The following is a 26880-nucleotide window of genomic DNA, read 5'->3' on the forward strand; positions in this document are numbered from 1 at the left end:
AGTATTACTTTTGCTTTTTTAACCTTTGATCTCTTAAGACTCTAATAAAGTTGGCCGGATTCCTGCGGAATGACACAGTAGAAAGAAACGGTGCAAATGAAAAAGAAAGACGCCATTAGAAAAGATAACCACGGAACTTGTACCTAACTTTGTCATATCATTAATAACTTATCATTGATGATTCATTTATCATCCTAGCCCCGATAGAAATGGTTACCCCACAGCTTGGGTTGGAGGGTGAATGGGTTTGAGTGTGGGAAAGCACAGGCGCGAGGAGTATGAATGGATAGCGGGAAACAGCTCCTGAGATTTTTTGATGTCTGTAGATGCAAATCAACACAAATAGACGAGTAGTCAAAGGTCTTTATGGCTATATCTTTTAATTTATGATCTGTTTTATTCAATTACCAGAGATTTTTTATTTTTTAGTAATTCAAAATTGTGTAACTTAGTAAGATCAAATACATTACGAATCTAAATTAAATAGTATGAAAAAACATTTATTCCCTTTATTTTTGCTGTTATTAGGTGTGAATACACATGCACAACAGGATTTCTTTGCGATTACAGGAAAAGATACTCAAAGTATTACTTTTAATGATTTCCGAACAATTGATGCTGCTAACGGAATTTCCGGGGAGAAAATTTTCACAGCTGATTCATCAGTTAAGGTGTTTTCACAGGCCAGAAAAGGCATTGTAGCTGAAGATAGAAGTTCTTATAATAACTCTCAATCAATCACCATGGCGGCACTTGCTTACGACTCTTCGAATAATAATCTGGTGTATATGCCTATGTTTTCATCAAATGTTTATATTTTAAATCCTCAGACTAAGGAGATTAGATTGGTTGAGAATAATGTGGCAAAAATTTCAAGCTGTGATATTAATTCTCATATTACCAGAATGACAACCGGATATAACGGTAATATTTATGCTGTAAATAATGCGGGAACACAGTTTTTGGAAATCAGCAAAAAAGCCGGAGAATACACCGTAAATGATCTTGGAATTATTAAAGATGATCCTTCTAACGGAAGAAACTCTTTTACGGCTATGGAGACTGGTTTTGGAGGTGATATGATTGCTGATGCTGAGAATAATTTCTATGTTTTTTCGGCTTCAGGAAATGTTTTCAAAGTTCTGACAAAAGATTTGAAAGCGCAATTTATCGGTAAAATTGCTGGCATTCCTGATAACTATTCAGTAAATGGTTCAGCAGTAAATGCCCAGGGGAAAGTGATAATAGCAAGTGCCAAAGGAGGTGCTTTATATGAGGTAGATCTGACAACTTTGCAGGCTAAACAGCTTCCGGGAGAACAGGGACTTCATATTTACGATTTGGCAAGTAGATATTTTGCTAATGATAAATCCGCAGCACTCAATACTCTTGCTTCTAATCTTGATATCTATCCAACAAGAGTTGACGAACATTATATCAACGTTCATGTTAATAAGAATATAAAAGGCATCATTAAATTGAATATCTTTGATATGGCAGGTAAAAATGTGATGACTCAGAATTTATCTGTGAAAGATGACTCAGCGGACGAAAAAGTATACCTTAAAGGATTGGTAACCGGAGCGTATATTGTAAATATTGCTGATGAATCAGGAAAAGCAATATTCAATAAGAAGATTCTTATAACAAAATAATTAAAATTATAATTCAAGATATAAAGACCTTTTCAAACATTTTGAAAAGGTCTTTTAATGATTATTTGATATTCAATAAGTTTTATTTTTCGATATTAAAATGTACTTTTATAAAAAAATATAGATGAAACTATACTTTAATGTAGGATATATTGTAAATGCTGGAGAAAATTTACAACTGGTATTTGGTGAAGAGGAGAATACCTTACATGTCCATACTATGTTTTATGCGGAGAATGGTTTATGGAAATGCGAGGTAGATTATTTTTCAAAATTTATTTCCTATCATTATCGCGTAGTGAATGAAAAAGGAAATGTAGTAAGAGAAGAATTTGTAGGACATCATTTGAGTTTTCCACATAATTACAAGGAGTTTATCATTTTTGATGAATGGAATAACAAAAACTTTCCTGAAAATTATTTAAATAACAAAATCCTTTACAATAAGCTGCACGATTTTATTCCTGAAAAAGTTACGGTTTTAAAAAAACATACCCACCTTTTCAGAATTGAAGCTCCAATTTATAATCCGGATTGGAGGATTGTTCTTTTTGGAAATACAGCATCCTTAGGAAACTGGAACTATGACAAAGTTGTTCATCTGAATCAGACGGATTTTGGAATGTGGGAAACTTCTGTTGAAATCCCGGAGAATGAATTTATCCAATTTAAATATTGTATTTACGATACGAAAGAAAATAGAGTTATAGATGTAGAAACCGGGGAAAACAGATTTACGGTAGCTAATCAATTATCTGACGTTTTACAGGTGGTTTCCAATCATTATTTCAGGTTTAAGGGATATCAGATGTACCATGATGCCGGTGTCGCAATTCCTGTATTCTCTTTGAGAAGCGAAAGCGGATTTGGAGTAGGAGAATTTACAGATATTAAAAAACTGGCAGATTGGACCAAAGAAACCAATTTGGGAATTATTCAGATTCTTCCCATCAATGATACAACGGCTAATTATTCATGGACAGATTCTTATCCATATGCAGCAGTATCTGTTTATGCGCTGCATCCACAGTATATCTCTTTAGAAAACCTTGATTATTCTTTACCGAAAGAATTAGTTGATGACTATCTGTCTGAAAAAGAGAAATTAAATTCTTTGGATCTGATCGATTATGAAAAGATGATTGAAGGCAAGTGGAAATATCTTACAGCCGTTTTCAACAAGGAAAAAGATAAAATTTATAAAGACAGAAATTTCAAGAAATTCATCAAGGATAATGAATACTGGCTTGTTCCTTATTCCGCGTTCTGTGTTTTGAGAGATAAATACAAAACACCTAACTTCAACGACTGGAAGACCCATAAGAAATATATTGCCGGAAAGATCTCACAGTTTTTTACAACGAAGAATAAAGACTATGATATCTCAATGCTTCATGCCTGGGTACAGTATCAGTTACATGTACAGCTGAAAGATGCTGTTGATTATACCCATAACCTGGGAATTTCGTTGAAGGGAGATCTTCCCATTGGTATTTACAGATATTCTGTAGAAGCCTGGACAGAACCGGAATTATTCGGAATGGATTTTCAGGCTGGTGCACCACCTGACCAGTTTACTGAATTGGGACAGAACTGGGAGTTCCCGACTTATAATTGGGAAGCCATGAAAGCAGACGATTATAAATGGTGGAAAAACAGGTTCAAAGCACTGGAACAATACTTTGATGCTATGAGAATCGATCATATTTTAGGATTTTTCAGAATATGGAGAATGCCGGTTTCTGCTGTACAAGGAATTTTAGGGTACTTTTACCCGGCTGTTCCTATTGTTTTGGATGAATTTAAAGCCTGGCAGATTCCGTTTAATTTTGACAGGTATTGTAAGCCTTTTATCAACAATAAGATCTTATGGGATTATTTTGGAGAAGAAAGTGCAAAAGCTCTTGAACTGATGAACCGTAATGAAGATGGTACATATACTTTCAAAGAAGAATTTGATACCCAGAGAAAACTTGTTGACTTCTTTAAGAAAAAATCATATGGATCTATTGAAGAGAAACTGATTTCCCTTTGTGCCAATGTTTTGTTTTTGCCGGAAGAAAGAAATGGGAAGACAGTTTACCATCCCAGATTTAATGTTTACAATACAGAATCTTATCGATACCTTCCGGAATCGGAACAGAAAAGTATATATGACCTTTACCACGACTACTTCTTCGGAAGACAGGATGGCTTGTGGTTTGAAAAGGCGATGGAGAAACTTCCGGTTATCCTGAATGCTACCAAAATGCTGATCTGTGGTGAAGATCTGGGAATGGTTCCTGCGTGTGTGCCCGTTGTGATGAATGAATTGGCTATTATTGCACTTAAAGTACAGAGAATGCCTTCTGAAAATATTCCGTTTTATAATCCTAAGAATGCAAGCTATATGAATGTAGTGACAGCTTCTTCCCACGACAGTTCAACATTAAGACAATGGTGGAAAGAAGATCCTGTATTGACACAGAAATATTACAATCAACAGTTGATACAATACGGAAAAGCTCCGGAAGATCTTAATCCTCATCTTGCAGAGATTATCCTGAAACAGCATCTGTATAATGAGGCGATGCTTGCTATTTTCCCGATTCAGGAGTTTCTGGCGACAGATGCAGAGCTTACCAATAAGAAAATCGATAATGAAAGAATTAACAACCCCGCAGTTTTTCCACATTATTGGCGCTACAGAATGCATATAAAGCTTGAAGATCTGAAAGAAAGAAAATCTTTCAACCAAAAAATTGCTCATTGGATAAAAGATAGTGGAAGAGTATAAAATTAACAATTGATTATCAGTTGGTTAAGAATATTTTAAAAGAAGTTTAATCTTATGATTTAACTTCTTTTTTTTATTTGTATCAAAAGGATAGAATTAAGATATTCTGCTATATATTAACCAATTAACAACTATAGAGATGAAAAAAATATTTTTGGGATTAGCTTTTGGGCTAGGCGTTTTGACGGCTGCTCAGCAGTATCCGAATAATGGTTGGGATGATGATGGTTATTATCAGAATGAAGGAGGCTATTATAGTGATGAAGATGATAGAAATTATTTCCCTGACGATTATTATTACAATTATCCTCAGGACTATTATCCAAGTAATTATTACCAAAGCTATTATAATGACTACAGAGGAAGTATTATTAATATCGACTGGAACGGGTTTTTCATACAAAACAGATTAAGCAGATGGCAGGTAGATCAGATTATGAGATTGAATAACCTGTATGCAAGCTTTACAGCATGGAATAATTTCTACAGATATAATCCGGACAGATGGTATTATGACAGATTTTATGCACTGGAAAGAATCTTAGGACCAAGAGTATTTGTGGTTTTCCAGAATAATTATTACAGAGGCTCCAGTCCAATAGTCTATTTCCAGAATTACAGAAGAACCTATTATGTACCTAGATATACGGTAATGCCGAGATATAGAAATATCAATATCAATATTTACAGGGTAGACAGATCAAGATTCCGCAGAATGGATAATCCTACTTTTGATATTATCAGAAGAGACAGCAGACCGGATAATGGTTTCAAAAACACGGGAAGCAATGGAAATTCGAGAGGGTTCCGCGGAAATAACGGAAATAACAATAATTCCGGTTTCAGAAATGATAATAACGGTGGTTTCAGAAATAGCAATGGAGGCGGTTTCAGAGGTAATTCTGATAATGGAGGAAACAGAGGAAATACCGATAACGGAGGCTTCAGAAATAATAATGGAGGCGGTTTCAGAGGAAATAGTGACGTAAGAAGAGAAGCTCCCAAACGAGAAGATAATGGCGGATTCAGAGGAAATAATGGAGGTTTCAGACAGAAGTCTGAAAATTCTGCACCAAGACAAGAAAACCGTGGTAATAGCGGTGGAGGTTTTAGAGGCAGTTTAGTAAGGAATTAATTTTCATATATTATATTTAAGTGGTGTGAAGGGCAGGTTTTTATAATCTGCCCTTTTTTTTGTTGTTTTATTAATTAGTTTTTATTAAAATTTAACATTATTTGTGAATATAGTAATTTAACTTGTAATTTGATTCATAATCAAAAAGGTATAATATCAAAATAACAATTAATTAAATTTTAAAAAGATGAAAAAATTAGTTTTAGCAATAGCATTTATCGGAATGGGAGGTTTTGCAATGGCACAACAGACTACAACACCACAAGACAGACAGGCAAGAGCTGTTGAAATGAAGCAGAAAATGGAACAGAAACAACAGGAACGTTTGGACCAGATGCAAAAAGACCTTAATCTTAACCCTTCTCAGGTAGCACAGATAAAGGCTCTTCAGGACAAAAGAAAAGCCGAAATGAAGGCGGAGTTCGACAAAAATAAAGTAGACAGACAAGCTAAGATGCAGGAAATGCAGGCCAAAAGAGCACAAATGGATACTGACATGAAAAAAATCCTTACTCCTGATCAGTATGATAAATGGCAGGCTGACAGAAAAGATAAAGCAGAGAAAATGAAAATGAAAATGAAAGAAAGAAAAATGATGAAAAAGCCGATGAATACTGGAACTGCTGAAGTAAAATAACAGTTTGTAATTTTAGTTTTTTAATGTGTTAAGGATGGATGGCTTTCCATCCTTTTTCTATTAATTTTCTTTAAAACTTTTGATTTCGGGCTTTTATTCCCTATTTTTGAATATAAATTTAATACTTATGGTTAGCGAAAAAATTGCAAAATTAATTAACGAACAAATCGCCCACGAACAATACGCCGCTCAATATTATCTTTCAATGTCTGCATGGTTTTCTGGAAAAGACCTGGATGGAATTGCCAACTATTTCAGAGTACAGAGCAAAGAGGAATTGATGCATGCAGATAAAATGTTTGATTATTTGAATGATGTAGGAGGAGAGATTATCATCGGAGAAATTCCAAAACCTCCACATGAGTTCGAAAACGCAACGGATATTTTTGAGAAAGCATTAGCACATGAGAAAGTCGTAACTAAAAGTATTTTCAATATTGTAAAAAATGCAAACGAAGAGGGAGATTTTGCAACAACATCATTCCTGCAGTGGTTTATCAACGAACAGGTAGAAGAAGAAGCGAGTGCTTCTCAATACGTAACAAAAATCAAAATGGTATGTGATAACCCATCAGCATTGTACCTATTTGATCAGGAATTGTCTCAGAGAGTATTTACTCCTGATACAACCGCTTAAGATTGAAAAAATCTACACAATATAAAACCGTTATCCTCAGGAATAGCGGTTTTTTTTGTCATGATAATATAGCTATTTCCTATACGGTTGCCTTTGGATTCTCACAGCAGAAATAAAAACTACTGCTCCCAATACAAAAACTTAAAAACAATGAGTTTGCAATGTTTTCATTAGGCATATAATGATGACCATCTGATGTAACAGGCGGATTCAGACAATCAATAATATTGTAAATGACCACTGTAGAAGACAACATTATGATCAGACTTAGTAAAAAGGAGTTTAAATATATTCTCATGGTTGGTTAGTTGAAATCAAAATATAATCAAAGACTATAATTTTATTCGTACTGAATAACAATAATAAAACCTTTTATATTTTGAAAGGTTTTTTACAAGAACATGATAGTAACCTTTTGGAAATGTTTAAATTATAGATAGATAATCTGGGTTTTGAGTACTTTTTTGCCCAGACGTTCAAGAATATTTTTATAGCCTTCTACCTGTGCCTCATCCTTCGCTTTTTGTTCACCGGTTTTGAAATCAACAATGATATACCCTTCTTCACCCTTCAAAATACGGTCAGGTCTGAATATATGGCTTTCTCCTTTTTCAGAGATCATAATGTCTTTTTCATTGATTACTTCCCATTTTTCATCAAAGAATTCTGCATAAGTCCTGACAATTTCCTGCAGCGTAACCTGTATCTCATTTTTTTCCTCCAGTGTAATCTGCCCCTCCAAAGCATACCCCTCCAATACTTTTGCTATATCTTTTTCGGTATTGATCTTCGATAAAAGTTCATGCACAAAAAGCCCGATTCTTACCTTTTCATTTCGTACCTGATAGTTTTTTGAAGGTGTTGCAATCTTGATAGAAGTACTTTTTTCATTAACATTTTTAAGATTCTCAATATTCTGGGTTTTAAAAGAGGAACTTTTCTCTTTTGAATATTTCTTCAGCATCTCAGGATTTACTGCATACACATCAAACTCATCAGCCTGTTCGGGATTTTTTGTTTGAAGGAATTCCAAAAGCTCCAGATTATTAGAAGTCTTATTGGCTTTTTGAAGATAAAAAAACAATTGTTCAACAGGTCTTGTCGTCGCAACATACTGAAGACATAATCTGTCAATAAGGTTTTTATAAGAATTTTTAGTATTGAAAAACAGAATCTCATCATCATAAGCTTCCAGGTTTTTACTGAACTGATTGATGTTGACCGATTTTAAAGCTTCATTCTCATTGGTATCAAACCAGTTGGTAAATTCACTGTCCCGGTTTTTGTTCATCATAGGAATAAAAACAATCGGGAATTCCAATCCTTTAGACTTGTGGATGGTCATGATCTGGACAGCATCAATATTTTCCGAAGCCTGAATGGTATAAGAAGAAGCCTCTTCGTCCCAATATTTCAGAAACTCTTTAGTACTGGCACCTGCATTCTGTGTAAAGTTGAAAAGCATTTCCAGGAAGTTCAGTAAAAAGTCTGTTTCTTTATTTTCAACAGAAAATTCATTGATGTAATATTCTATAAAATTATAAAGATTGAATCTCGGGAAGTTGTCCTGTTTAAGCTGCAGCGAATATTTTTGCTGAATAAACTGCAGAATTTCTTCGTGGCCTTCAATATCCAGAATTTCTTTCATTCCTAAAGTAAAATCCGGCATATGAATTTTTCCCAATGTATTCAAATGATACATCATCATGATCATACAATGTTTATTCTTTGGATTAAGCTCCCAGCGAAGAAATTCAATAACAGCCTTTAACGTATTGGAAAGTTCCAGCGTAAGCCCTTTATCAGAGATCGTTTTAATATTGGTTTCTTCTCCCTTATACTCAACCTTTAAGTTACCCAGTTTTTGAGAATAACTGAAAATATCAAAATTTCCACGGCAAAGAATAGTGATGTCAGAAAACTTGAAACCATTATCCAGGCATTCCTGGATATCTTTCTGCATTCTTTCGGAAGTATCAGTGTAAAATTCTTCATTCGTAAGATTTTCGATCAGATTTACCTTTACACGTCCATCCATTTTGGATTTTGGATTTTGCTCAGCATCTGCCCCGAAAATATTTTTATGCTCTTCAAGTAGCCCTTCAGAATGAAAACGGTACAACTCATTGTTGAACTGTACAATGTTTCTTGCACTTCTCCAGTTATCTTTTAATACCAGAAGATCAGCTTCCTTGGGTGAAAATTCTTTTTTGTTAATGATATCCAGCATCAGTTTACTTTCGCCGCCACGGAATCTGTAAATACTCTGTTTGGGATCGCCTACCAATGTAAATGATGTGTATTCTGTAGAAACACTGTGATCTCTCAGCGGAACAAAATTCTGCCACTGCAGTTCTGACGTATCCTGAAACTCATCAAAGAAATAATGCTGAAACTGTGAACCTACTTTTTCATAAATAAAAGCCGAAGGTTCATTTTTAAGATTTTCATTGATCAGAATATTAAACTTGGAAAGAAGAACAAGATCGTTCTCTTCTTCAATTTTTTGAAGCTCATCCTGAATATCTTTATTGACCTTTAAAGGAAGAAGAGCAGATAAAACTTTCTCTTTCTTTTGAGTCTCAATATACAGAAGAATCAGTTTCATTCGGTTGTCCAGAAGCTGATCCAGAATTTCAAAAATCTCAGATTCTTTATGTTTCGACTTTGAAGAAGCTCCCTTCCTGTAATTATTGATAACAGATTCTTCCTGAGTCGTCGGAAAAGGAAAACCGGCTCTTTTCTGTTGATAAAAGTCTATAACCTTAGTAAAGAAGCCTCCGATTCCGTTTTTACCCTGAGCAAAATCTTCAATATCAATATTTCTTGATTTGAATAATTCAATAGAACTTGCAGCCAGCTCTGCAGATTGCTTTTTATTAAGAACAATCTCTTTACGAAGCGTATTCTTTATATTCTCATAATTGGCATCGTCAAAACTTTTATTGCTTTTCAGATGCTCGTAGTGAATATCCTTTACAAATTCCTTCGCAGAATCATAAAGGTTTTTATTTAGATTGATCCTTTCATTGTTTTCAAGACTGTAGTCTACATAATCCATGAAAGAATTCGAGATCGTCTCATTTTCACCAATCTGATCCAGCATTTTATCAACGGCTTCTATCAGAAACGGCTCAGCTTCAATTTCAAGATTAAAATTTTTCGCCAGTCCCAATTCATAGGAAAAGCTTCTTACCAGTCTTGAGTTAAAACGGTCAATCGTTCCGATATTCAGTGTGGAATAATTGTGGAGAACGTAGTCCAGTAGTTTTTTAGAACGTTGGTGAAGATCGTCGATTGTAATTTTCAACCCCTGTTCTTCAAATGCTTTCTGGATATTTTTCAGATCTGTATTCTCAGCATAATCTTTAGCTGAAAAATTTCCCAGCCATGATAAAATTCTTTCCTTCATCTCATTCGCTGCCTTATTGGTGAAAGTAAGCGCCAGAATATTCCTGATCGACTGCTGTTGATTAGGATAGCGGAGACAGATCATCAGAAGCCTTTGTACCAGGGCATAGGTTTTCCCGGATCCGGCAGAAGCATTGATGACTGTGTAAGAATTTTGCATTGTTGAAAGAGAATTGAGACTGCAAGTTAGCTAAAATTTAAAAGAAATTTTAACAATTTAATCCACTGATTTAACAGTTTAGAAGGCAAAAATTAAAAAGAAATATTAAAACGCGTTAACTGTGGTTAAACTTATGGGATACATTAAAAATAATTTTAGCTTTGCTTTATAAAAAATAGCCTGTGAAACTTAAACTATTCTTTTTCTTATCCTTTATTCTTTTTATCCACACCCATGCCCAAAATTATATATTTGGTAAGATCACTTCCGAAAGCGGTACTGAAATGCAGGATGTGAATGTAGTAAATATAAGAACCGATGAGATAGTAGTATCAAACCGGGATGGCCATTTTATGATTTCCGGAAGGCAGGGAGATGAATTACGTTTTATAAAAGCGGGTTATGAGCGTCTTACAAAAATAGTTTCTCAGGAAAATACACAATCTCCCATGAATATAAGTCTTGTACGCCAGACTATTCAGATTCCTGAAGTAGAAGTAAAACAAGGGCTTACCGGAAACCTTAAAATAGATTCTAAACTTTACAATAAACCGAAAAAGGTTGAAAAACTGATCAAAGAAATGGATCAGTATATTGCTCAAAAATCAGATCCCAGAATATTGGCAGCAAAACCCGGAGAATTTGTACAGCCGAAAGGGGAGGGATTTTTTATAGGAAAAGTTAAAAATAAATGGGATGATGTAGATTTAATGAAATATATCAGAGCTAGCCTTGGTGATGATTATTTTACCCATCTTAAAATAGAGAAACCTCTGATAGACCATTTTATATATTATGTTTTTGCAGGTGGCTTCGAAAGGAAAAAAATCCTGAAATACGGATTCTGCAGTGAGGCGGATCTGAACAGGTTTCAGCGTTTTGTCCTGACAAGAATTTCATCCTATCATGCTCCACAAACTCAAAGATAATATGGAAATAAGATGTATCAAAAGAGTTTTATTATTGGTGCTTTTTTGTGTCGCTTCAGAATTCTGGGCACAACAAAAAATATCGGGAAATGTAATCACAGGCGATGATCTGGATTTAGTACCTGTGCTTGTTGTTAATATTTCAGAAAATAGAAGTGTACTAAGTGATATGTCCGGGCGATTTGAAATCGAAGCCAAAGAAAATGATGAGATCAGATTTGTAAAAGAAGGATATTACCGTGTTGATAAAAAATTGACCAGAGAAGAGATCAATGCTCCGTTCAATATTATGCTGAAGAAAATGGAAATTCAAATTCCAGAGGTTAAAATTAAGTACAAGCCTACCGGAAATCTGGCAAAAGATAATCAGCACTATAATGAATCCAGAAAACTTCAGGCTCTAAAATCAGATATGGAAGACTATATGAGAAGTCCGTTAAATCAGCCTTTACCTGGTAATACCGTATCTAAAACCTTTACCGGTCATGATTTCAATGCTGGGCAGGTCAGTTTGTTTGGCGTATTTAATGCCGTAAAGAAACTGGCACAGCCCAAGGTTACCAAAGCGAATTACAATGAAACTCAGGATTTCCTCAAAAGAGTCAGAAATGAAGTGAACCTGAATTTCCTGAAAAAATACGGAATGGATGAAGAACAGATTGATGCATTTCTTCTGTATGCTGATAAAACGCGTTCATTGGCGAAAAGATACCGAAAAGATTTTAGTATCACTGTCGTTGAATATGAACTAAAAGTTGCCTTCGGGGAATATAGTAAAACACATAAACTAGAAGGAACTCAAGAATAATATATACATTAAAAGTTGGCTTATATCACTGAAAATATTGAAACATTAAAGCAAAGAAAAATTTTTCTTTTCCTGCTGCTTCTTTGCAGTACTTTTGTTATAGGTCAACAGAAAGTAACGGGGCGAATAGTGGATGACAATGGCGAAAATTTGAGTAAAGTGATCGTGATTAATATGTCTACTGATAAGAAAGTATATTCTGATTCTGAAGGCATATTTTCTATTGATGCCAATCCTAATGATGAATTAAGATTTGTAAAAGAAGATTTCAACAGAGTCTCCAGAAGAGTTCTTATCAATGGTAATAACTTACCTCTGTTTATTACACTTCGCCAGATTCCCAGAGATGTGGGTGAAGTAAAAATTGTAAAAAAACTCACCGGAGATCTGGAAACAGATTCCCGGATTGTGGCCAAAGTAGATAAAGGAGAGCAGGTAAGAGATGCTGTTGGCCTTCCACAGCCCGTGGGAAAAATGAGAGAAAAGCCGGCAGAAGTGAAAAGTGTTCTTTTACCCATACTTTTAGGAAACCTCAATGTTCAGGGCGTATATGATCTGATTAGCGGGAAAGCCAGACGGCAGAAAAGACAATACAGATATGATGATCTTCAGGAACATATCGCCTGGGTTCGGGACAGAATAGACGATGAATATTTTATCAAAGCCGGAATTCCTGGTGACAGAATTTCAGAATTTATTCAGTTTTCATTTCTTGCAAAACCTCAGGTAAGAACCTATGTAAAAGCAAGAAATCTTTCCGGAGTCATGCTGAGACTGGAAGAAACAGCACCTCTTTTTATAGAGCGATTACAACAAAATCAAAAGTAATTTAAATGTTAATAAATTCTTAAAATATTGGAATAAAAATTGATACACTCTTATGGTAACAATCCAAATTCACAAATTTTATGAATAAAAACATTTTTGCAGTAGCTATTGCAGCATTAGGTTTTGTCATTGGCCTCGGGTTTTTAGGAAATGCTATTAAAAACAGAAATAAATCAGAAAATACCATTTCTGTAACAGGGTTAGGAACCAAACAGTTTACATCCGATCTGATCACCTGGTCCGGAAGTTTTTCCAAAAATAATGTAGACCTGAAATCGGCCTATGATGAACTGGCAATGGATAGAAAAGTAATCAATGACTATCTGCTTTCAAAAGGAATACAACAGAAAGAGATCGTGTTTTCTTCGGTAGATATTCAGAAACAGTTCAGAAGCTATAATGATTCAAACGGAAATTATGTTCAGGGTGAATTTTCCGGTTACAATCTTACCCAAAAAGTTTCTATTGAAAGTAAAGAGGTAGGGAAAATTGAAAACTTATCCAGAAATATTACCGAAATTATCAACCGCGGAATTGAATTCACTTCTTCTTCACCTGCCTATTTCTACACCAAACTGGCTACAGTGAAACAGGAAATGATCGCCAGCGCAACGAAGGATGCAAAGGAACGTGCTGAGAAAATTGCGGAAAACTCAGGAAGTAGTCTGGGAGATCTGAAAAAGGCAACCATGGGTGTGATTCAGATTACAGCACCCAACTCCAATGAAGATTATTCCTATGGCGGAACTTTTAATACTTCATCCAAAGAAAAAGAAGCCAGTATTACCATCAAACTGGAGTATGAAGTAAATTAATATAAATATCAGTAAAAGAAAAAGAAAAACGCCGGAATAGCTTTCCGGCGTTTTATATTTTAAGCATAAATAATTTTATGAATTTCTTTTTTAGCTTCCTCTATATTTTCAGGAGTGTAGTTGGCAAGCAGCCATAAGTTTAAAGATTTTTTTCCTTCACCATAACTAGGTTGTACATGGGTGGTGTCAATCAGGCTGAAATTATTTCTTTGATAAAAAGAATACCGTCTTGATGCATCCTCACTCAATTCTGCAGGTTCAATTTCCAGGATAATACTTGGATAATTTTCAGATAAATGATTCATAATATGAGAACCCAGTTTTTTACTTCTGAATGCTTCAAACACTTCAAAATGTTCTACGAAAACAAAAGAACTCAGCTTCCAGAGAATGAGGTAGCCGATAGCTTCCGACTCATGGATAACAGACATGAATTCTACATAAGGATTTGAAAATAAACTTTCAAACTGATCTTTATCTCTTTGTTCGTCTACAGGAAAAGTCGAAGTATAAGAAGTATAGATTTCCTGAACTCTATGATCTTCTGCGGAAATAATCGGTAAAAATTCCATAATTTTATAAATCAAAGACGCTAGGTCTTCTGGTGATGAAAATATCTTTAATCCAAAGGATGAATGCCAATCCCAGGTAGATCAGAAAGAAAAAACCAGCTGTTGCAAAAGTGGAATAGATGAAGAAAATTCTCAATTTAGAAACAGGAATTCCCAGCTTGGCCCCCATTCTGGTCAGAACACCAAACCATTCTCTTTCCATTTTATGACGGATATTACTCAGCATTTTCAGATTGTTATTTAAAAGTTTGAATCTAATACTCAAAGTTAAGGAATTTTTTTGACAAAGATTTTTGATTGACAAAAGTGTCCGGATAAGGTTATCCTTTTAAAAGTTTAAATCCGATAGCGCAGGCTAAGCAGTTCTTCGGCTCGCAATAGGTTTTATAATGATAAATTAGACTTTGACTTTCCATTGCATTGCTGACCTTTAATCCAAGTTTTTTCCAGCTTGTAATAATGGTGTTTTTCTCTCCGGCAACAGTTTTGTAAAGCTCAATAATGTCGTCTGCAATTTCTTCCTGATGATATCTGTAATAAGCATATTGTAAAGGGATTACCGTGTTTAAAATGAGAAGATCTGCAAAATCTTTACTCAATGTTTTGGGTTGTACTTTGGAAATACTTCCGAAATTAAAATGAAAATCCCAATATTCAGAGGCTTTTATAGATTTGAAAATTGTGTACAGCTGTTCTGCACTTCTCGCTTCCATAATTTTTGAAAACAAATTCTGATGTTGGTAAAGATCTGCTAATTGAGACAATCGGATGGTTGGGAAATTGGGAGGTCTTAATCTTAAAAATTTAGGATGAATTTTTACATCGGAAATGGAAAATTTGGCTTTAACGAAATCGAATTCTCTTTTCCATATTTTCATCTGACCGTCTTTAGGAGCGTCCAGCCATCCTGAAATTCCGAATAGCAGGGCTTCAAGCTGAAGAGGATTCTGACGGATTTTATTTATAATACTGTAATCTACACTTTCTGCAATCTGCCTGAAAATAGCAGCATTTACTTTTAAACCAAATGAGTACGCAAAACTGTGAAATAGAACAGCCTCAAAATTATTTTTATATAGATATAAACTCAGTTCAAGTTCTGAAGATTTCTCATCCAGCTTTTTCAGGATACTTTCTTCATAAAAATTCAACGGGATTTTTTTCGGATCAAAAATTTTTTCACAGGCAATAAATTCATCACCATTTATAAGCTTTTCATATTTCCAAAGAATATGTTTATCGATATAATTTTGCAGTTCTAGCGTTGGAACCTTCTTTCCGGTAAGTTCATTAATGTCTGTGTCATGCTGGAATACAACATGGAGAATGATATTCTGGTAATTGGGATCCTGGGAATGATTGTGGAAAATCCAGTCTGAAGAGCGTACATGCAGTTCTATATTTCCTGCGAGAAGTAAGCCATTGATTTTGATTTTAGCATCAAGAAAATCAGGGCCTGCATTTTTGTTCCATTTTCCGAAATGGATAATCTCAACGGAATTTCCTTCAATATCCTTGAAGTCAAAATATTTGAAAATCTTATAGTTCCAAAGATATTGAAGTAATTTTTCCGTCATAAGTGTGACGTAAATATAATAGAAATATTATACTTTCGTCAGCTCCTTATTAAAATTTTCTATGGTTGTTCTATACATTTTCTCATAGATAGGAAGAATGTTTTTCAAATCGAATTTTATTGCCTGATCTTTCGCATTTTGCTTCATTTTGGCTAAAAGTTCATCATTACTTAACAGCTTGATGGTGTAGTTGCTCATCGCTTCCACATTTCCGATTTCAGCAAGATATCCGGTTTCCCCCTGAATATTCACCTCAGGAATTCCTCCCGCATTGGAACTGATGACCGGCGTATAAGCTGCCATGGCTTCCAAAGCCGCAAGACCAAAACTTTCCTGCTCTGAAGGCAGAAGAAATACATCCGAAAGCTGTAAGATTTTATAAAGATCATTTACCTTTCCTAAAAGACGTATTTTGGAAATAAGTTCAGGGTTTTCCTCCAGAAACTGATTTACTTTTTCCATGTCAGGACCTTCACCAATGATAATCAGTTTGGATTTTACCTTTTTTTCCACATTTTTAAAGATCTGCAGTACTTCGTCTACACGTTTTACAGGACGAAGGTTGGATACGTGGATCAGAATCTTTTCATCAGGATTGGCAAACTGTGTTCTCTGGCACTCAGAGCAGTCATCAAATTCAGAATTATCAATAAAGTTGGTAATCACCTGAATTTCTTTTTTGATGTTGAAAAACTGAAGGGTATCTTTTTTCAGACTTTCAGAAACTGAAGTAATAGCATCAGACTGATTGATCGAAAATTCTACTGCGTGTTTATAACTTGGGTGCTGACCTACAAGGGTAATATCTGTACCATGCAAAGTAGTCACCAACGGAATATCATTATTGTCCTCCTTAAGCATTTGTTTTGCCGTAAAAGCGGCATATGCATACGGAATGGCATAATGTGCGTGTAGAAGATCCAGCTTGTAAAGATTGACAACCCTGTAGATCATCGAACTTAATGCAATATCATAAGGCTGATACTGAAAAAGAGGATAGGTCTGAACATTGACCCTGTGAAAGAAAATATTCGGGTTGGTAATGTCTAATCTTGCAGGAAGTGCAGAACTGATGAAATGTACCTCATATCCTTTATTGGCAAGGGACATTCCTAATTCTGTTGCTACAATTCCGCTTCCTCCATAGGTGGGATAGCAAAGTATGCCTATTTTCATTAGATTATTGTTGTTTTAGTTTTGTATTATTTGGTGTTTGTTGAGGTTGTCACATTTAGATCTAGACCTATTCCAGGCTTCAGCTGATCATTAACCAATACAGGAAGTCTTCCCCATATTTTTGTCTTTCCGTTTAAAGCATCTGCAGTTGCATTCATAGAATCGTCATTGTTTTCATAAGAAACAAGAACTGTTGAAACTTTTGAAATATCAATATCCTTTAATGCATAAGCACTTCCGAATACATTCAAAATAACATTTTGATTTTTGGTAAGATCGGAAAGTATTTTTTTAGATTCTGCTGATATTTTATAGGGCTTATAAGCCGTAGAATTGTCTTTGTGGAAACCTACAATAACTGTAGATCCCGCTGGAATCGTATTAATTTCGCCAGCTTTTTTAATGATGGCATTGTTTCCTAATCGGTTGGCAAAAGTTTGATAAGGCGCTTCTTCCAGAGGAACATAATAAATCTGTTTTTCTGTAAGGGGAAGTAATTTCTTTTCATCCTTTAATAAAGTCAGGGCATTGGAATAAAGATTCTGTACCAATTGGGTGTGAGAATCGTTATTTAAATCTTTATTGATGTTTTCAGGGTTTTTAGGAGTGTATTGGGTAAGGCCAAGAAAATATTTTGTTAGTAAGATCTTTTTCACACTTTCTTCCACTCTGGATTGTGGAATTTCTCCTTTATCAATAGCTTCTTGGATCAGTTTTTTACCTTCAGAAACACCTTGAGAGAAAAGCATAATATCATTTCCTGCTTTAAAGGCCATAGCATCCAGTTCGCCCGGTTGGTATTTATTCGCTACAGCGCCCATGTTCAGAGCATCTGTGATGATTAAACCTTTATATCCTAATTTATTTTTCAGTAATCCTGTAATGATATTTTTAGAAACTGAAGCTGGGATTCCCTTTCCAGATTCTAAGCCTGGAACATATAAATGAGCAACCATTACCCCGCCAATTCCTTTATTCATTAATGCCTTGAATGGAGCCAGTTCCACGGTGTTAAGTCTTTCAATATTGTGAGAAACTACAGGAAGATCAAGGTGAGAATCTGTGCTGGTATCTCCATGTCCCGGGAAATGTTTAATAGCAGCTAAGATATTATTATCCTGAAGACCGTTAGAATAGGATAGGGCAGAGCTGATTACATTATTTACTTCAGATCCGAAGCTTCTGTTACCAATAATCGGATTATTAGGATTGGTATTTACATCTACTACAGGTGCAAAATCCCAGTTGATACCCATTCTGTGACAATCTTCTGCAATTTTTGCAGCCATCTGATACAGCAGTTTTTTATCCTGAATAGCACCTAATGTCATTGCCCATGGAAATTTGTGAGCCTTGGCAATTCTCTGATAGATTCCCCATTCTGCATCCATTCCGATCATTAAAGGAACTTTAGAGGTTCGTTGAAATTCATTCACCAGATTAATTTCCCTTGCTGCATCATCCTGCATTAAAATCAGACCGCCTATTTTATCATTCGTAACAATGTTTCTTACCTGGCTGATATAGTCTTCTCCTCTGTTGGTATATAATGCCACAATAAAAAGCTGTCCTAGTTTTTCATCCTGAGAAAGATTTTTATATGTGGTATCAACCCATTGCTGAGCTTTTTTTACATCTTCCTTGGAAACATTTTTCGGCTGATATTGTGCCTTCACATTAGGGTTTATCAATGCGACAATAAAGAGTGAAGTATATAATAATTTCTTCATGACTTTTTTGAATAAGAACAAAAATACAATTAAAAAAGTGAGGAAAACAAAGTTTTTGAGTTTTTTGGTATATGATTTGAATACGCAATATGTATAATAACTAAACTTTAATAGAAATGAAAAAAATACTTCTCTTCTTATTCCTGGGTGCTGTAGGTTTTACTGCTTATAGCTGTGATAACAATGATGATACTGTAGTACAAGGAACAGATTATGATACAATAAACCAATCATTTGATATAAGCCCTACTTTTACTAAAATTACCGACAATCTTTACAGATGGAGTGATGATTTTAACAAGCCATTAGTACAATCCGATATGGTGCTTATTTATATGCAGATTGGAACTGATGGAGATTCTCCTGTATGGAAACTTCTTCCGTATACATCTTATGTGGGGAATGCAAATAATGATGCTGTAGATTATATTTTTGATTTCAGTAAATATGCTGCTACTATTAATATTAATTCTACAAATACATTCAGCTTGACAGCGAATCCGTCATACTATCAGAATAAAAAATTCAGAGTTCTTATTCTTCCTGCAAATGGAACAGGAACTGGTGGAGCAAAAATGGCGAAAGGTACTGCCGTAGATTACAACGATTATAAAAGTGTAATTAAATATTACAATATCGACGAGTCTAAAATCAAGACTAAATAATTTAGAAATATCTTTTCAGTTTTTTATAATTAAAAAAGTCCCGGGAGAATATCTTCCGGGGCTTTTGATTTATTGCTAAAAATAGGGAAGATATTTATCACAATATAAATATGGCAAGCTTTTAATGTAAGTATATTTTTTTATCTGTATCAAAATGTTCAGAGGGTAATTTTGAGTCTGTATGAGCTGGAAAAAGGATCAATAAAAAAACCTCAGAGTTGCTCTGAGGTTTTCTTTTATTTAGTTATCATTGTCATCAAGAAGATGTCCAAAGAAGTCTTTTTTTGTTTGCAGGTATCCCTTGCTTATTTCATTGGCAGGAATCTGTAACGGTACCCTTGAATTAAGGTGAATATTGCTGTCTACCACATACTTTACCTTTTCAGGATTATTGGTAAGAAGGTTAATATCTTTTACATCCAGTAGATTAAGGATTTCAATGGCTATATCAAAGTTTCTGTCATCTGCAGGAAGTCCCAGTTCAAGATTAGCCTGTACAGTGTCCAGACCTTTTTCCTGTAGTGAGTATGCCTTCAGTTTGTTGATGATCCCGATGTTCCTTCCTTCCTGGCGAAGGTAGATGATAATTCCACCGTTTTCATGGATATATTTCATTGCAGCATCCAATTGTTGGCCGCATTCACATTTTTTTGAATGGAAAACTTCTCCGGTAATACATTCTGAATGGAAACGAACATTGACCGGTTTTGAAAAATCTGTATTTTCCGCAACAATGGCCATATGGGGCATCCAGTCGTTTTCGTTTTCGGAGAAAGCAATCATTCGGAAAGTGCCGTGCTCTGTGGGAACATTGGCTTCCGCCTGAATTTTAATCATTGATAGTTCAATTAGTTTTAACTTCCTGGCAAAGTATCTTCAATAACAGAAATATTGGTTTTTAAACGCACCAGATATCTGTTAAGAACTTCATCGTCGTCTCTGTCAAGATTTTGCCTTAGCTTTTGAATTTTTTTATATGATTTTTCGAAGCTTTTAAGGGCTCTGCTTTTTCCTGCAGAATTGCTGGCATCAATAGCATATAAATAATTCTGAAGACTGTATTTCAAGCTGGTAATCTCATCATTTAATCCGTTGTTTTTAAACTTGGGAAAAGTAGAGATCATGTTTGAAATTTCAGAGGCATTGACATTCTGTTTGATATTGATATTAAAATTCTTCTTTGAGCTTCTGTCTGAATCAGAACCTTTAGCATCACTATAAAAATTATTTGACAACGGAGAAAGATTAAGCTTTTCCGTTGCGCAGGAAGATGTTAATATGATAAGTACTCCAAAGAAAAATAGTCGTTTCATTTTTGTTGCCCTTTTTGATAAAGGATTGGGTTAAGACTTTCATCATTGTACATTTTCATTTGTTTGTACACTTTCATCTTAACATTACCGTTTTCAATATCAGTAAGCAACTGATCTATAGAAGTTGATAGGTCTTCTTTCTGAGTAAGCAGAACATCCAGTTTGGCCTGGCAGTTGTTTCTGTGTTCTTCAGAAGCGGATTCTCTATGAGCTTCTAACGACATATGATAAACCTTTAATGCAAGAATTGATAGCCTGTCTACTGCCCAAGCGGGAGTTTCTGTATTTATTTTTGCTTCAGGTTTAGGAGTTATATTTTCAAACCTATTAAGAAACCAGCTGTCAATATATTCTACCAGATCAGTTCTTTTCTGATTGGAAGCGTCTATTGTTCTCTTCAGTTGAAGAGCTTCAGCCGGATCAATATTTTCATCTCTAATTATATCTTCCAAATGCCATTGAACGGTATCAATCCAGTTCTTTGCATACAAAATCCGTTCCAAACTATCTTTTTCGAACGGGTTATTAATTAGAGTGTTAACGTCATCAGACACGTGATAGTCTTCAATAGCTTGATTGAAGACTTTCCATGCAGTCTCAGTAAATTTCATTAATTCTACGGAATTTTAGTTGCTGGAAGAATTGTTATTGTTGGAAGCCGATTTGTTTTCAGAACCTGGTTTATCTTCTTCTTTTACTGCATCTTTAAATTCTTTGATTCCAGAACCTACTCCTCTCATTAATTCCGGAATTTTCTTTCCTCCAAAAAGTAATACCAAAAGTATTGCTACGATAAGGATGTGCTGCCAAGATAAGGCAAGTATTGTTAGTGTATTCATCTCTTAAAATTTTTGTAAAGTTACACTTTTTTTAATATGAAATCCAACCTAATGGATCAACTGGTGTACTTCCGTTCCATACTTGGAAATCAAGTGTATAAGCACCATCAAAATCCTGAGCGATTGTACCTACCGGAGTTCCTGATGAAACCTGCTGTCCTTTGGAAACACTTACGTTTCCTAAGTTGGAATAAATGGTAAAATAACTTCCGTGTTTAATGATTACAGTCTTTGTTCCGTCATTGTTGGCGAGAACTGAAGATACTGATCCCGGGAACACTGATTTTGCACGTGTACCTGAAGGAACGGAAATTTTGATCCCGTTATTTTCTTCTGTAATATTTTTAAAAACCGGATGTGGCTGTCTTCCGAAACGGTGAGTAATTTGTCCGGCTCTGTCTGCAGGATAACTAAGTCGTCCTCTGTTGTCTGCAAAGCTGTTTCCTGTAGCGGTGGAAACTCCGTAGCTTGTCATGGCTTTGGTCTCCGCTGCTTTTTTATCTTCTTCTTTTCTTTTTGTAAGAGCTGCTTCTGCTGCTCTCGCGGCAACGAGTTTATTGGCAGCTTCTTTAGCTCTTGCATTCGCCTCATCAGAAGCTTTTTTAGCGGCTACTCTTCTGGCTTCATCTCTTGCGTTAGCTTCTGCCTTTGCTGCTTCTTCATTACGTTTTCTTTCTTCTTCCGCTCTTTTTGCTGCAAGGTCTGCGGCTCTCTTAGCTTCAGCTTCAGCAATTCTTCTTTCTCTTTCAAGGGCTTCAGCTCTTGCTTTAGCTTCCGCCTCGATTCTTGCTTTTTCTCTTTCAGCAGCCAGTTTTGCTAAACGTATTTTTTCTGCTTCCGCCTTTTTTCTGGCTTCTTCTTCTGCTTTGGCAATTCTGATCTCTTCTGCAATAATAGCTCTGATCTGTCCTTCCAATGCTTTAGACTGAACTTGTTTTTGCTTAAGTTCAGCTGTTAATTTGGATTCATTTTTCTTGAATTCGGCTACTAATTGTTCTTTTTGAGCTCTTTCAGCATTGATGGTTGCCAGATCTTTCTGTTGGTTAACCAAAAGAGATTCCTTCGCTTTTACAGAATTTTGTTTTTGTGCGATGGTCTTTTTAATAAGATTGGCAGCATCTGTGATTTCCGCTGCTTTTTTATCCTGATAGTCTGAGTATTGTTTCAGATACTGAACTCTTCGTATAGCTTCTCCTAAATTTTTAGCAGAAAGTATAAAAGTTACTTTGTTCTGTACTCCTTTGTTTTTATAAGCATTCACCAAAACTTCAGCATAGTTTTTCCTCAAAACGGCCAGCTCTTTATTCTGACGGTTGATTTCCAGCTGACGTAAGTAGATATCATCCTCAATGAATCTTTTTTCTTTCTGTGTATTATTATAAACCTTTTCTCTTAAAACCAATTTTTGGTTGACATTAGAAAGATAGGCTACGGAAAGTTTAGATTCACTTCTGGTTTTAGCTAAATCGGTATTTATTTGTGCAATTTGTTTTTTAAGTTCGGCATTCTGCTTCTGCAGCTGTTCTTTGGTCTGCTGTCCCTGGTGCAGTCCGAACATCAAAACACCTATTAAAAAGCTAAATTTTCTAATCATTTAATCTCAATTTTCTTATAACTGGATGGTACAGAATAAGGTGTTTCCATCCTCGAAAAGTCAAATTTCGTGTTTTCCAGTAAAATCTGACTAGATTTTGAGCCTTTTATAATTATTTTAACATTTTTCGGAAGACGTATTCCTTCGTATTCATTCCAGTCACTGTATGAAACTTCCAGTTCATCTGATGACAGAATATCTTTTAAATTGACGGCTAACAAATCGTAATTGGTGTCGTATTGGAGGGCCACTTTGTACTCTCTGTTTTTTTCATCCGTTACTATTTTCTGATTTTTATTGGAAACCATTTTAAAACCCTGTGCATTTTGAGTGAGATCAAACTGTCTGTCGTTGATTTTTACAAAGGTTCTTCCCAGTAAGATTTTTTCCAATGATTTATAATCAATGAAATTAACATTCAGCAGATTATTAAGATAGTCAAAATCGGAATCTATATAGGTTTTATTAATTTTATCCTGTCCTTTTATACCTTCCGGAGTGGCAATACCTCTGGCAGCATTGATGAATAATGCTCTAAGATTCATCCAAACCTTTTTATCATTTTCAATATAGATGGTTGCGTCCAGTGTAGGAACATAACTTCCTGTTTCTACTCTTACTTTGCTGTCTATTTTGATTTGTTCAAATTTTGGCGGAATTAATACATGTTCATAGAAAGTAAGTTTATCACTTACCGGTTCATTTACATCTTTTGGATTTCCATTGTCTTTTGCAGTATTAATGCTGTCCCGTGTATGATCAGTATTGTTTTGGGCAGCATTACGGGTCTTACAGGATGATAAGGCAAGAAGCAATAAAAGAAATGGGAGCCAGTTTTTCATGTATTTATCTTTAATTAAAAAATACGTTGCAATATTAACGCCAAACCACACAAAATGTTTTGTGTGGTTTGATGATGTGTTGTTTAAGTTAAATATTTTATATTCTTATTTAGATAGAAAATCTAAAACAGAATAGTCACCTAAAGAAATTTCTCTGGAAACTCCGAAATATTGTGCAGAATTACCGATCATAGAATTGGATAGATTTCCATGATTGATTCTTGTATTTTCCTGGATCAGGGAATTTTCAATATTTGAATTGACAATGATGGTATTGTTTCCTAATGAAACACCAGGTCCTACTTTTGAATTGGATATTTTTACATTTTCTCCAATAAAGCAAGGCTGAATGATCAGGGAGTTTTCAATCACAGCAGAAGCAGGAAAATGAGTCATTTCCTCTCTTTCGTATTCAAGAATTTTGCTGTTGGTTTCTACGGTAGCATTTTTATTACCGCAATCCATCCAGTCATTTACTTTTCCAAGGGTAAACTTAGCGCCTTTAGCTCTAAGGTTTTCAAGAGCTGTTGTTAACTGGTATTCGCCTCCGTTTTTAATATCATTATCCATGATATAATTAATTTCTTCCATTAGCTTTTCAGCGCTGTTGAAATAATAAATACCGATAATGGCAAGATCTGAAACGTAAGTAGTTGGCTTTTCAACAAAGTCGGTAATGAAACCATAATTATCTAATTTTACTACTCCGAAAGCGGATGGATCTTCAACACTTTTTACCCAGATTACACCGTCAGAATTTTTGTCCAACTGGAAGTCTGCGCGGAAAAGAGTATCTGCAAAAGCAATAACGATATCTCCCTGCATAGACTGTTCTGCACATTTGATAGCGTGAGCGGTCCCAAGAGGATCGTTCTGATAATATATACTTCCTTTTGCTCCCAGCTTTTCAGCAATCTGAATAAGGGATCTTTCGATCTCAGGTCCAAAATCTCCGATGATAAAAGCTACCTCTTCAATATTTTCTCCTGCAACTTTAGCAATGTCTTCCACTAATCTCTGTACGATAGGTTTTCCTGCAATAGGAATAAGAGGTTTTGGAACTGTCAGTGTATGTGGACGTAATCTGGAACCACGTCCAGCCATAGGGACAATAATTTTCATAAATTATATGTATAAAAGATGTTTTGTTAGTTGTTTTGAATATTTAAGTTAAAGATAATAATTAAAACCTTTGATGAAGTATGATTTATATCTTTTTAAATAATTGTTTAGATTAACAATAGGTTTGTTTACAAGCAAAATAAAGACCAAAGTTTAAGGTCTTTTGATGATTTTGGATACTATCGTCTTTTCCTTAAAAAGTACCAAAGCTAAGAATAATATGAGAAATAGGTTGCCTATCAAATAATTGGTTCTGAAATAATAGAATGAAATCAATGAGCCGATAATGGTGAAGCTCAGATACATCAGTATTTTTCCTGTATTATAATGAATAGGATATTGCTTTTGTCCCCATATATAGGAAATGATCATCATAGACATAAAGGTAATCAGCGCTGCCATGGCACTTGCCCAATATCCATATTGAGGAATGAATAAGAAGTTGATAAGAATTGTGATAGATGCTCCAATAACAGAAATATATAAACCAACTCTTGTCTGGTCTGATAACTTATACCATATGGAAAGGTTAAGGTAGATTCCCAGGAATAAAGCTCCTAGCATTATAAAAGGAATGATTTCAATCCCTTCATAGTAGAGAGGGTTTCTCAGGTATTTTTCTGAAATCCATTGAAGATTTACCATGAGTGCCATATAAATGATACAGCTGCATACCACAAAAATATCCATCAATACAGCATAGGTCTTGTGAGAATCCTTGTTCTTGAAACTTGAAAAAAAGTAAGGTTCAATACCCAATTGATAGGCCTGTCTGAACACAGTAATAAAGGTAGCAATCTTGTAAACTGCTCCATATACTCCAATCTGGTGACGTGCTTCTTCTCCGGGAAGAAGGTATTTCAAGAACTGCCTGTCCAATGTCTGATTCACTATACCGGCTAATCCCGCAATCATTACCGGCCAGGAGTAGTTCATAATTCTTTTCCATAATCCGAAATCAAATTTGGAAATGCTGAAGCTGAAGAATTCCTTTCCTACAATCAAAAGGGTAATTATACTTTGGATGAGATTGGCAACGAAAACATATCCGACTCCGAAGTCAGGATTATATTTTAACCCAAGTACTCCCTCAGGATGTTTAGGAAGCCATCTAATGAAGAATAAAACCAGTAAAAAGTAAACCAGGGAGCCGGCTACCTTGGAAAACATATATTTTAATGGCTTGCCTTGTAATCTCAATATAGCAGATGGAATAGTGGAAAATGCATCTAATGAGAGAATGAATAAGAATATGATTAGATAATTGACCTGATCAGGAGTTTCAAAGGCCTCAGCAAGCTGAAATCTGAAGACATAGCCTAGAATAAGATAAATTAATCCCATGCTGATGATACTCATTGAGCAGGTTGAAATCAATGTTTTTTTGTCAATGTTATCCTCTTGTGCAAATCGGAAGAAAGAAGTTTCCATGCCATGTGTAAGCAATACCGTAATTACACCTGCAATGGAATACCAGTCTACAAACGGTGACGAAGCAGCTGGTCCGAAGGCCTTTGTAACGATGGGTGCAATGATAAATGGAAAAATACGGACCAATACGGAGCTAAGCCCATATACCGCTGTCTGTCCTAATAGTTTCTTATACAAAGTCGAATTTTTTTTGCAAATGTAAAACTTTAAGCATTCGTTTTGCGATTT

At 35.1% G+C, this 26880-nt stretch carries 24 protein-coding genes; 10 read left to right on the forward strand and 14 right to left on the reverse strand.

The window, feature by feature from the left end; all coding sequences use genetic code 11:
- The first annotated feature begins 488 nt into the window (after positions 1–488).
- The 5 genes from ACODR7_RS14915 (at position 489) to ACODR7_RS14935 (ending at position 6840) form a co-directional block, all read left to right on the forward strand.
- Positions 489–1655 carry a T9SS type A sorting domain-containing protein gene (locus tag ACODR7_RS14915; RefSeq protein ID WP_488840202.1) on the forward strand — a complete coding sequence of 389 codons (1167 nt, stop codon included), beginning with the start codon at positions 489–491 and terminating at the stop codon, positions 1653–1655.
- Positions 1656–1779: 124 nt separating this feature from the next.
- Positions 1780–4431, forward strand: a complete 2652-nt coding sequence (locus tag ACODR7_RS14920; protein WP_488840204.1) for a 4-alpha-glucanotransferase — start codon at positions 1780–1782, stop codon at positions 4429–4431.
- Positions 4432–4570: 139 nt separating this feature from the next.
- Positions 4571–5566, forward strand: coding sequence for a hypothetical protein (locus ACODR7_RS14925; RefSeq protein ID WP_488840206.1), 996 nt, complete (start codon positions 4571–4573; stop codon positions 5564–5566).
- A gap of 187 nt (positions 5567–5753) precedes the next feature.
- A complete protein-coding gene (locus tag ACODR7_RS14930) occupies positions 5754–6203 on the forward strand; it encodes a DUF4890 domain-containing protein (RefSeq protein WP_488840208.1) in 450 nt (149 codons plus the stop codon).
- Between the two features lie 127 nt (positions 6204–6330).
- A complete protein-coding gene (locus ACODR7_RS14935) occupies positions 6331–6840 on the forward strand; it encodes a ferritin (protein ID WP_202840411.1) in 510 nt (169 codons plus the stop codon).
- Between the two features lie 430 nt (positions 6841–7270).
- On the opposite strand, the gene ACODR7_RS14940 is transcribed toward ACODR7_RS14935, so the two are convergent.
- Positions 7271–10411: a UvrD-helicase domain-containing protein gene (locus ACODR7_RS14940; RefSeq protein WP_488840210.1), complete on the reverse strand. Its 3141-nt coding sequence runs from the start codon at positions 10409–10411 to the stop codon at positions 7271–7273.
- Between the two features lie 182 nt (positions 10412–10593).
- On the opposite strand from ACODR7_RS14940, the gene ACODR7_RS14945 reads away from it, so the two are divergent.
- The 4 genes from ACODR7_RS14945 (at position 10594) to ACODR7_RS14960 (ending at position 13791) form a co-directional block, all read left to right on the forward strand.
- Complete coding sequence (locus ACODR7_RS14945; RefSeq protein ID WP_488840212.1) at positions 10594–11340, forward strand: hypothetical protein; 747 nt, start codon at positions 10594–10596, stop codon at positions 11338–11340.
- Position 11341: 1 nt separating this feature from the next.
- Positions 11342–12148, forward strand: coding sequence for a hypothetical protein (locus tag ACODR7_RS14950; RefSeq protein ID WP_488840214.1), 807 nt, complete (start codon positions 11342–11344; stop codon positions 12146–12148).
- Positions 12149–12163: 15 nt separating this feature from the next.
- The gene (locus tag ACODR7_RS14955) at positions 12164–12976 is read left to right on the forward strand and encodes a carboxypeptidase-like regulatory domain-containing protein (RefSeq protein ID WP_488840216.1); all 813 of its coding nucleotides are present in this window, start codon (positions 12164–12166) and stop codon (positions 12974–12976) included.
- An 80-nt stretch (positions 12977–13056) separates the two neighbouring features.
- A complete protein-coding gene (locus tag ACODR7_RS14960) occupies positions 13057–13791 on the forward strand; it encodes an SIMPL domain-containing protein (RefSeq protein ID WP_488840218.1) in 735 nt (244 codons plus the stop codon).
- A gap of 59 nt (positions 13792–13850) precedes the next feature.
- Here ACODR7_RS14960 and ACODR7_RS14965 read toward each other — a convergent pair whose 3' ends face one another.
- The 5 genes from ACODR7_RS14965 to ACODR7_RS14985 form a co-directional block, all read right to left on the reverse strand.
- Positions 13851–14363, reverse strand: a complete 513-nt coding sequence (locus tag ACODR7_RS14965; protein WP_488840220.1) for a GNAT family N-acetyltransferase — start codon at positions 14361–14363, stop codon at positions 13851–13853.
- Positions 14364–14367: 4 nt separating this feature from the next.
- Positions 14368–14589 carry a PspC family transcriptional regulator gene (locus ACODR7_RS14970; RefSeq protein WP_488840350.1) on the reverse strand — a complete coding sequence of 74 codons (222 nt, stop codon included), beginning with the start codon at positions 14587–14589 and terminating at the stop codon, positions 14368–14370.
- 94 nt (positions 14590–14683) lie between these two features.
- Entirely contained in the window at positions 14684–15940 is a 1257-nt protein-coding gene (locus tag ACODR7_RS14975) for a DUF2851 family protein (RefSeq protein WP_488840222.1), read from the reverse strand.
- Positions 15941–15967: 27 nt separating this feature from the next.
- Positions 15968–17116 carry an N-acetyl-alpha-D-glucosaminyl L-malate synthase BshA gene (gene bshA / locus ACODR7_RS14980; RefSeq protein ID WP_105684577.1) on the reverse strand — a complete coding sequence of 383 codons (1149 nt, stop codon included), beginning with the start codon at positions 17114–17116 and terminating at the stop codon, positions 15968–15970.
- A gap of 26 nt (positions 17117–17142) precedes the next feature.
- The gene (locus tag ACODR7_RS14985; protein ID WP_488840225.1) at positions 17143–18846 is read right to left on the reverse strand and encodes a glycoside hydrolase family 3 protein; all 1704 of its coding nucleotides are present in this window, start codon (positions 18844–18846) and stop codon (positions 17143–17145) included.
- Between the two features lie 116 nt (positions 18847–18962).
- On the opposite strand from ACODR7_RS14985, the gene ACODR7_RS14990 reads away from it, so the two are divergent.
- The gene (locus tag ACODR7_RS14990) at positions 18963–19511 is read left to right on the forward strand and encodes a hypothetical protein (RefSeq protein ID WP_488840227.1); all 549 of its coding nucleotides are present in this window, start codon (positions 18963–18965) and stop codon (positions 19509–19511) included.
- Between the two features lie 240 nt (positions 19512–19751).
- On the opposite strand, the gene ribA is transcribed toward ACODR7_RS14990, so the two are convergent.
- The 8 genes from ribA to ACODR7_RS15030 all read right to left on the reverse strand — a co-directional run bounded on the left by ribA (position 19752) and on the right by ACODR7_RS15030 (position 26829).
- The gene (gene ribA, locus ACODR7_RS14995; protein WP_488840229.1) at positions 19752–20348 is read right to left on the reverse strand and encodes a GTP cyclohydrolase II; all 597 of its coding nucleotides are present in this window, start codon (positions 20346–20348) and stop codon (positions 19752–19754) included.
- 17 nt (positions 20349–20365) lie between these two features.
- Positions 20366–20824, reverse strand: a complete 459-nt coding sequence (locus tag ACODR7_RS15000; RefSeq protein WP_079240316.1) for a hypothetical protein — start codon at positions 20822–20824, stop codon at positions 20366–20368.
- Positions 20821–21435 carry a DUF4254 domain-containing protein gene (locus tag ACODR7_RS15005; protein WP_488840231.1) on the reverse strand — a complete coding sequence of 205 codons (615 nt, stop codon included), beginning with the start codon at positions 21433–21435 and terminating at the stop codon, positions 20821–20823. Before ACODR7_RS15005 ends, ACODR7_RS15000 begins: the two co-directional genes overlap by 4 nt.
- Before the next feature lie 15 nt (positions 21436–21450).
- Positions 21451–21663: a twin-arginine translocase TatA/TatE family subunit gene (locus ACODR7_RS15010; protein WP_076596910.1), complete on the reverse strand. Its 213-nt coding sequence runs from the start codon at positions 21661–21663 to the stop codon at positions 21451–21453.
- A 31-nt stretch (positions 21664–21694) separates the two neighbouring features.
- Positions 21695–23257: a murein hydrolase activator EnvC family protein gene (locus tag ACODR7_RS15015; RefSeq protein WP_488840234.1), complete on the reverse strand. Its 1563-nt coding sequence runs from the start codon at positions 23255–23257 to the stop codon at positions 21695–21697.
- Positions 23254–24099: a lipoprotein insertase outer membrane protein LolB1 gene (gene lolB1, locus ACODR7_RS15020; RefSeq protein WP_488840236.1), complete on the reverse strand. Its 846-nt coding sequence runs from the start codon at positions 24097–24099 to the stop codon at positions 23254–23256. Before lolB1 ends, ACODR7_RS15015 begins: the two co-directional genes overlap by 4 nt.
- Before the next feature lie 105 nt (positions 24100–24204).
- A complete protein-coding gene (locus ACODR7_RS15025) occupies positions 24205–25221 on the reverse strand; it encodes a sugar phosphate nucleotidyltransferase (protein ID WP_076596908.1) in 1017 nt (338 codons plus the stop codon).
- Between the two features lie 153 nt (positions 25222–25374).
- Positions 25375–26829: a lipopolysaccharide biosynthesis protein gene (locus ACODR7_RS15030; protein ID WP_488840238.1), complete on the reverse strand. Its 1455-nt coding sequence runs from the start codon at positions 26827–26829 to the stop codon at positions 25375–25377.
- Positions 26830–26880: the final 51 nt, after the last annotated feature.

The organism is Chryseobacterium sp. FG46, from assembly GCF_057809135.1.

Bases quoted from the DNA above. Each gene is read 5' to 3' on its own strand.
- ACODR7_RS14915 (WP_488840202.1), top strand. From the start codon at position 489: ATGAAAAAACATTTATTCCCTTTATTTTTGCTGTTATTAGGTGTGAAT.
- ACODR7_RS14920 (WP_488840204.1), top strand. From the start codon at position 1,780: ATGAAACTATACTTTAATGTAGGATATATTGTAAATGCTGGAGAAAAT.
- ACODR7_RS14925 (WP_488840206.1), top strand. From the start codon at position 4,571: ATGAAAAAAATATTTTTGGGATTAGCTTTTGGGCTAGGCGTTTTGACG.
- ACODR7_RS14930 (WP_488840208.1), top strand. From the start codon at position 5,754: ATGAAAAAATTAGTTTTAGCAATAGCATTTATCGGAATGGGAGGTTTT.
- ACODR7_RS14935 (WP_202840411.1), top strand. From the start codon at position 6,331: ATGGTTAGCGAAAAAATTGCAAAATTAATTAACGAACAAATCGCCCAC.
- ACODR7_RS14940 (WP_488840210.1), bottom strand. From the start codon at position 10,411: ATGCAAAATTCTTACACAGTCATCAATGCTTCTGCCGGATCCGGGAAA.
- ACODR7_RS14950 (WP_488840214.1), top strand. From the start codon at position 11,342: ATGGAAATAAGATGTATCAAAAGAGTTTTATTATTGGTGCTTTTTTGT.
- ACODR7_RS14960 (WP_488840218.1), top strand. From the start codon at position 13,057: ATGAATAAAAACATTTTTGCAGTAGCTATTGCAGCATTAGGTTTTGTC.
- ACODR7_RS14965 (WP_488840220.1), bottom strand. From the start codon at position 14,363: ATGGAATTTTTACCGATTATTTCCGCAGAAGATCATAGAGTTCAGGAA.
- ACODR7_RS14970 (WP_488840350.1), bottom strand. From the start codon at position 14,589: ATGCTGAGTAATATCCGTCATAAAATGGAAAGAGAATGGTTTGGTGTT.
- ACODR7_RS14975 (WP_488840222.1), bottom strand. From the start codon at position 15,940: ATGACGGAAAAATTACTTCAATATCTTTGGAACTATAAGATTTTCAAA.
- bshA (WP_105684577.1), bottom strand. From the start codon at position 17,116: ATGAAAATAGGCATACTTTGCTATCCCACCTATGGAGGAAGCGGAATT.
- ACODR7_RS14985 (WP_488840225.1), bottom strand. From the start codon at position 18,846: ATGAAGAAATTATTATATACTTCACTCTTTATTGTCGCATTGATAAAC.
- ACODR7_RS14990 (WP_488840227.1), top strand. From the start codon at position 18,963: ATGAAAAAAATACTTCTCTTCTTATTCCTGGGTGCTGTAGGTTTTACT.
- ribA (WP_488840229.1), bottom strand. From the start codon at position 20,348: ATGATTAAAATTCAGGCGGAAGCCAATGTTCCCACAGAGCACGGCACT.
- ACODR7_RS15000 (WP_079240316.1), bottom strand. From the start codon at position 20,824: ATGAAACGACTATTTTTCTTTGGAGTACTTATCATATTAACATCTTCC.
- ACODR7_RS15005 (WP_488840231.1), bottom strand. From the start codon at position 21,435: ATGAAATTTACTGAGACTGCATGGAAAGTCTTCAATCAAGCTATTGAA.
- ACODR7_RS15010 (WP_076596910.1), bottom strand. From the start codon at position 21,663: ATGAATACACTAACAATACTTGCCTTATCTTGGCAGCACATCCTTATC.
- ACODR7_RS15015 (WP_488840234.1), bottom strand. From the start codon at position 23,257: ATGATTAGAAAATTTAGCTTTTTAATAGGTGTTTTGATGTTCGGACTG.
- lolB1 (WP_488840236.1), bottom strand. From the start codon at position 24,099: ATGAAAAACTGGCTCCCATTTCTTTTATTGCTTCTTGCCTTATCATCC.
- ACODR7_RS15025 (WP_076596908.1), bottom strand. From the start codon at position 25,221: ATGAAAATTATTGTCCCTATGGCTGGACGTGGTTCCAGATTACGTCCA.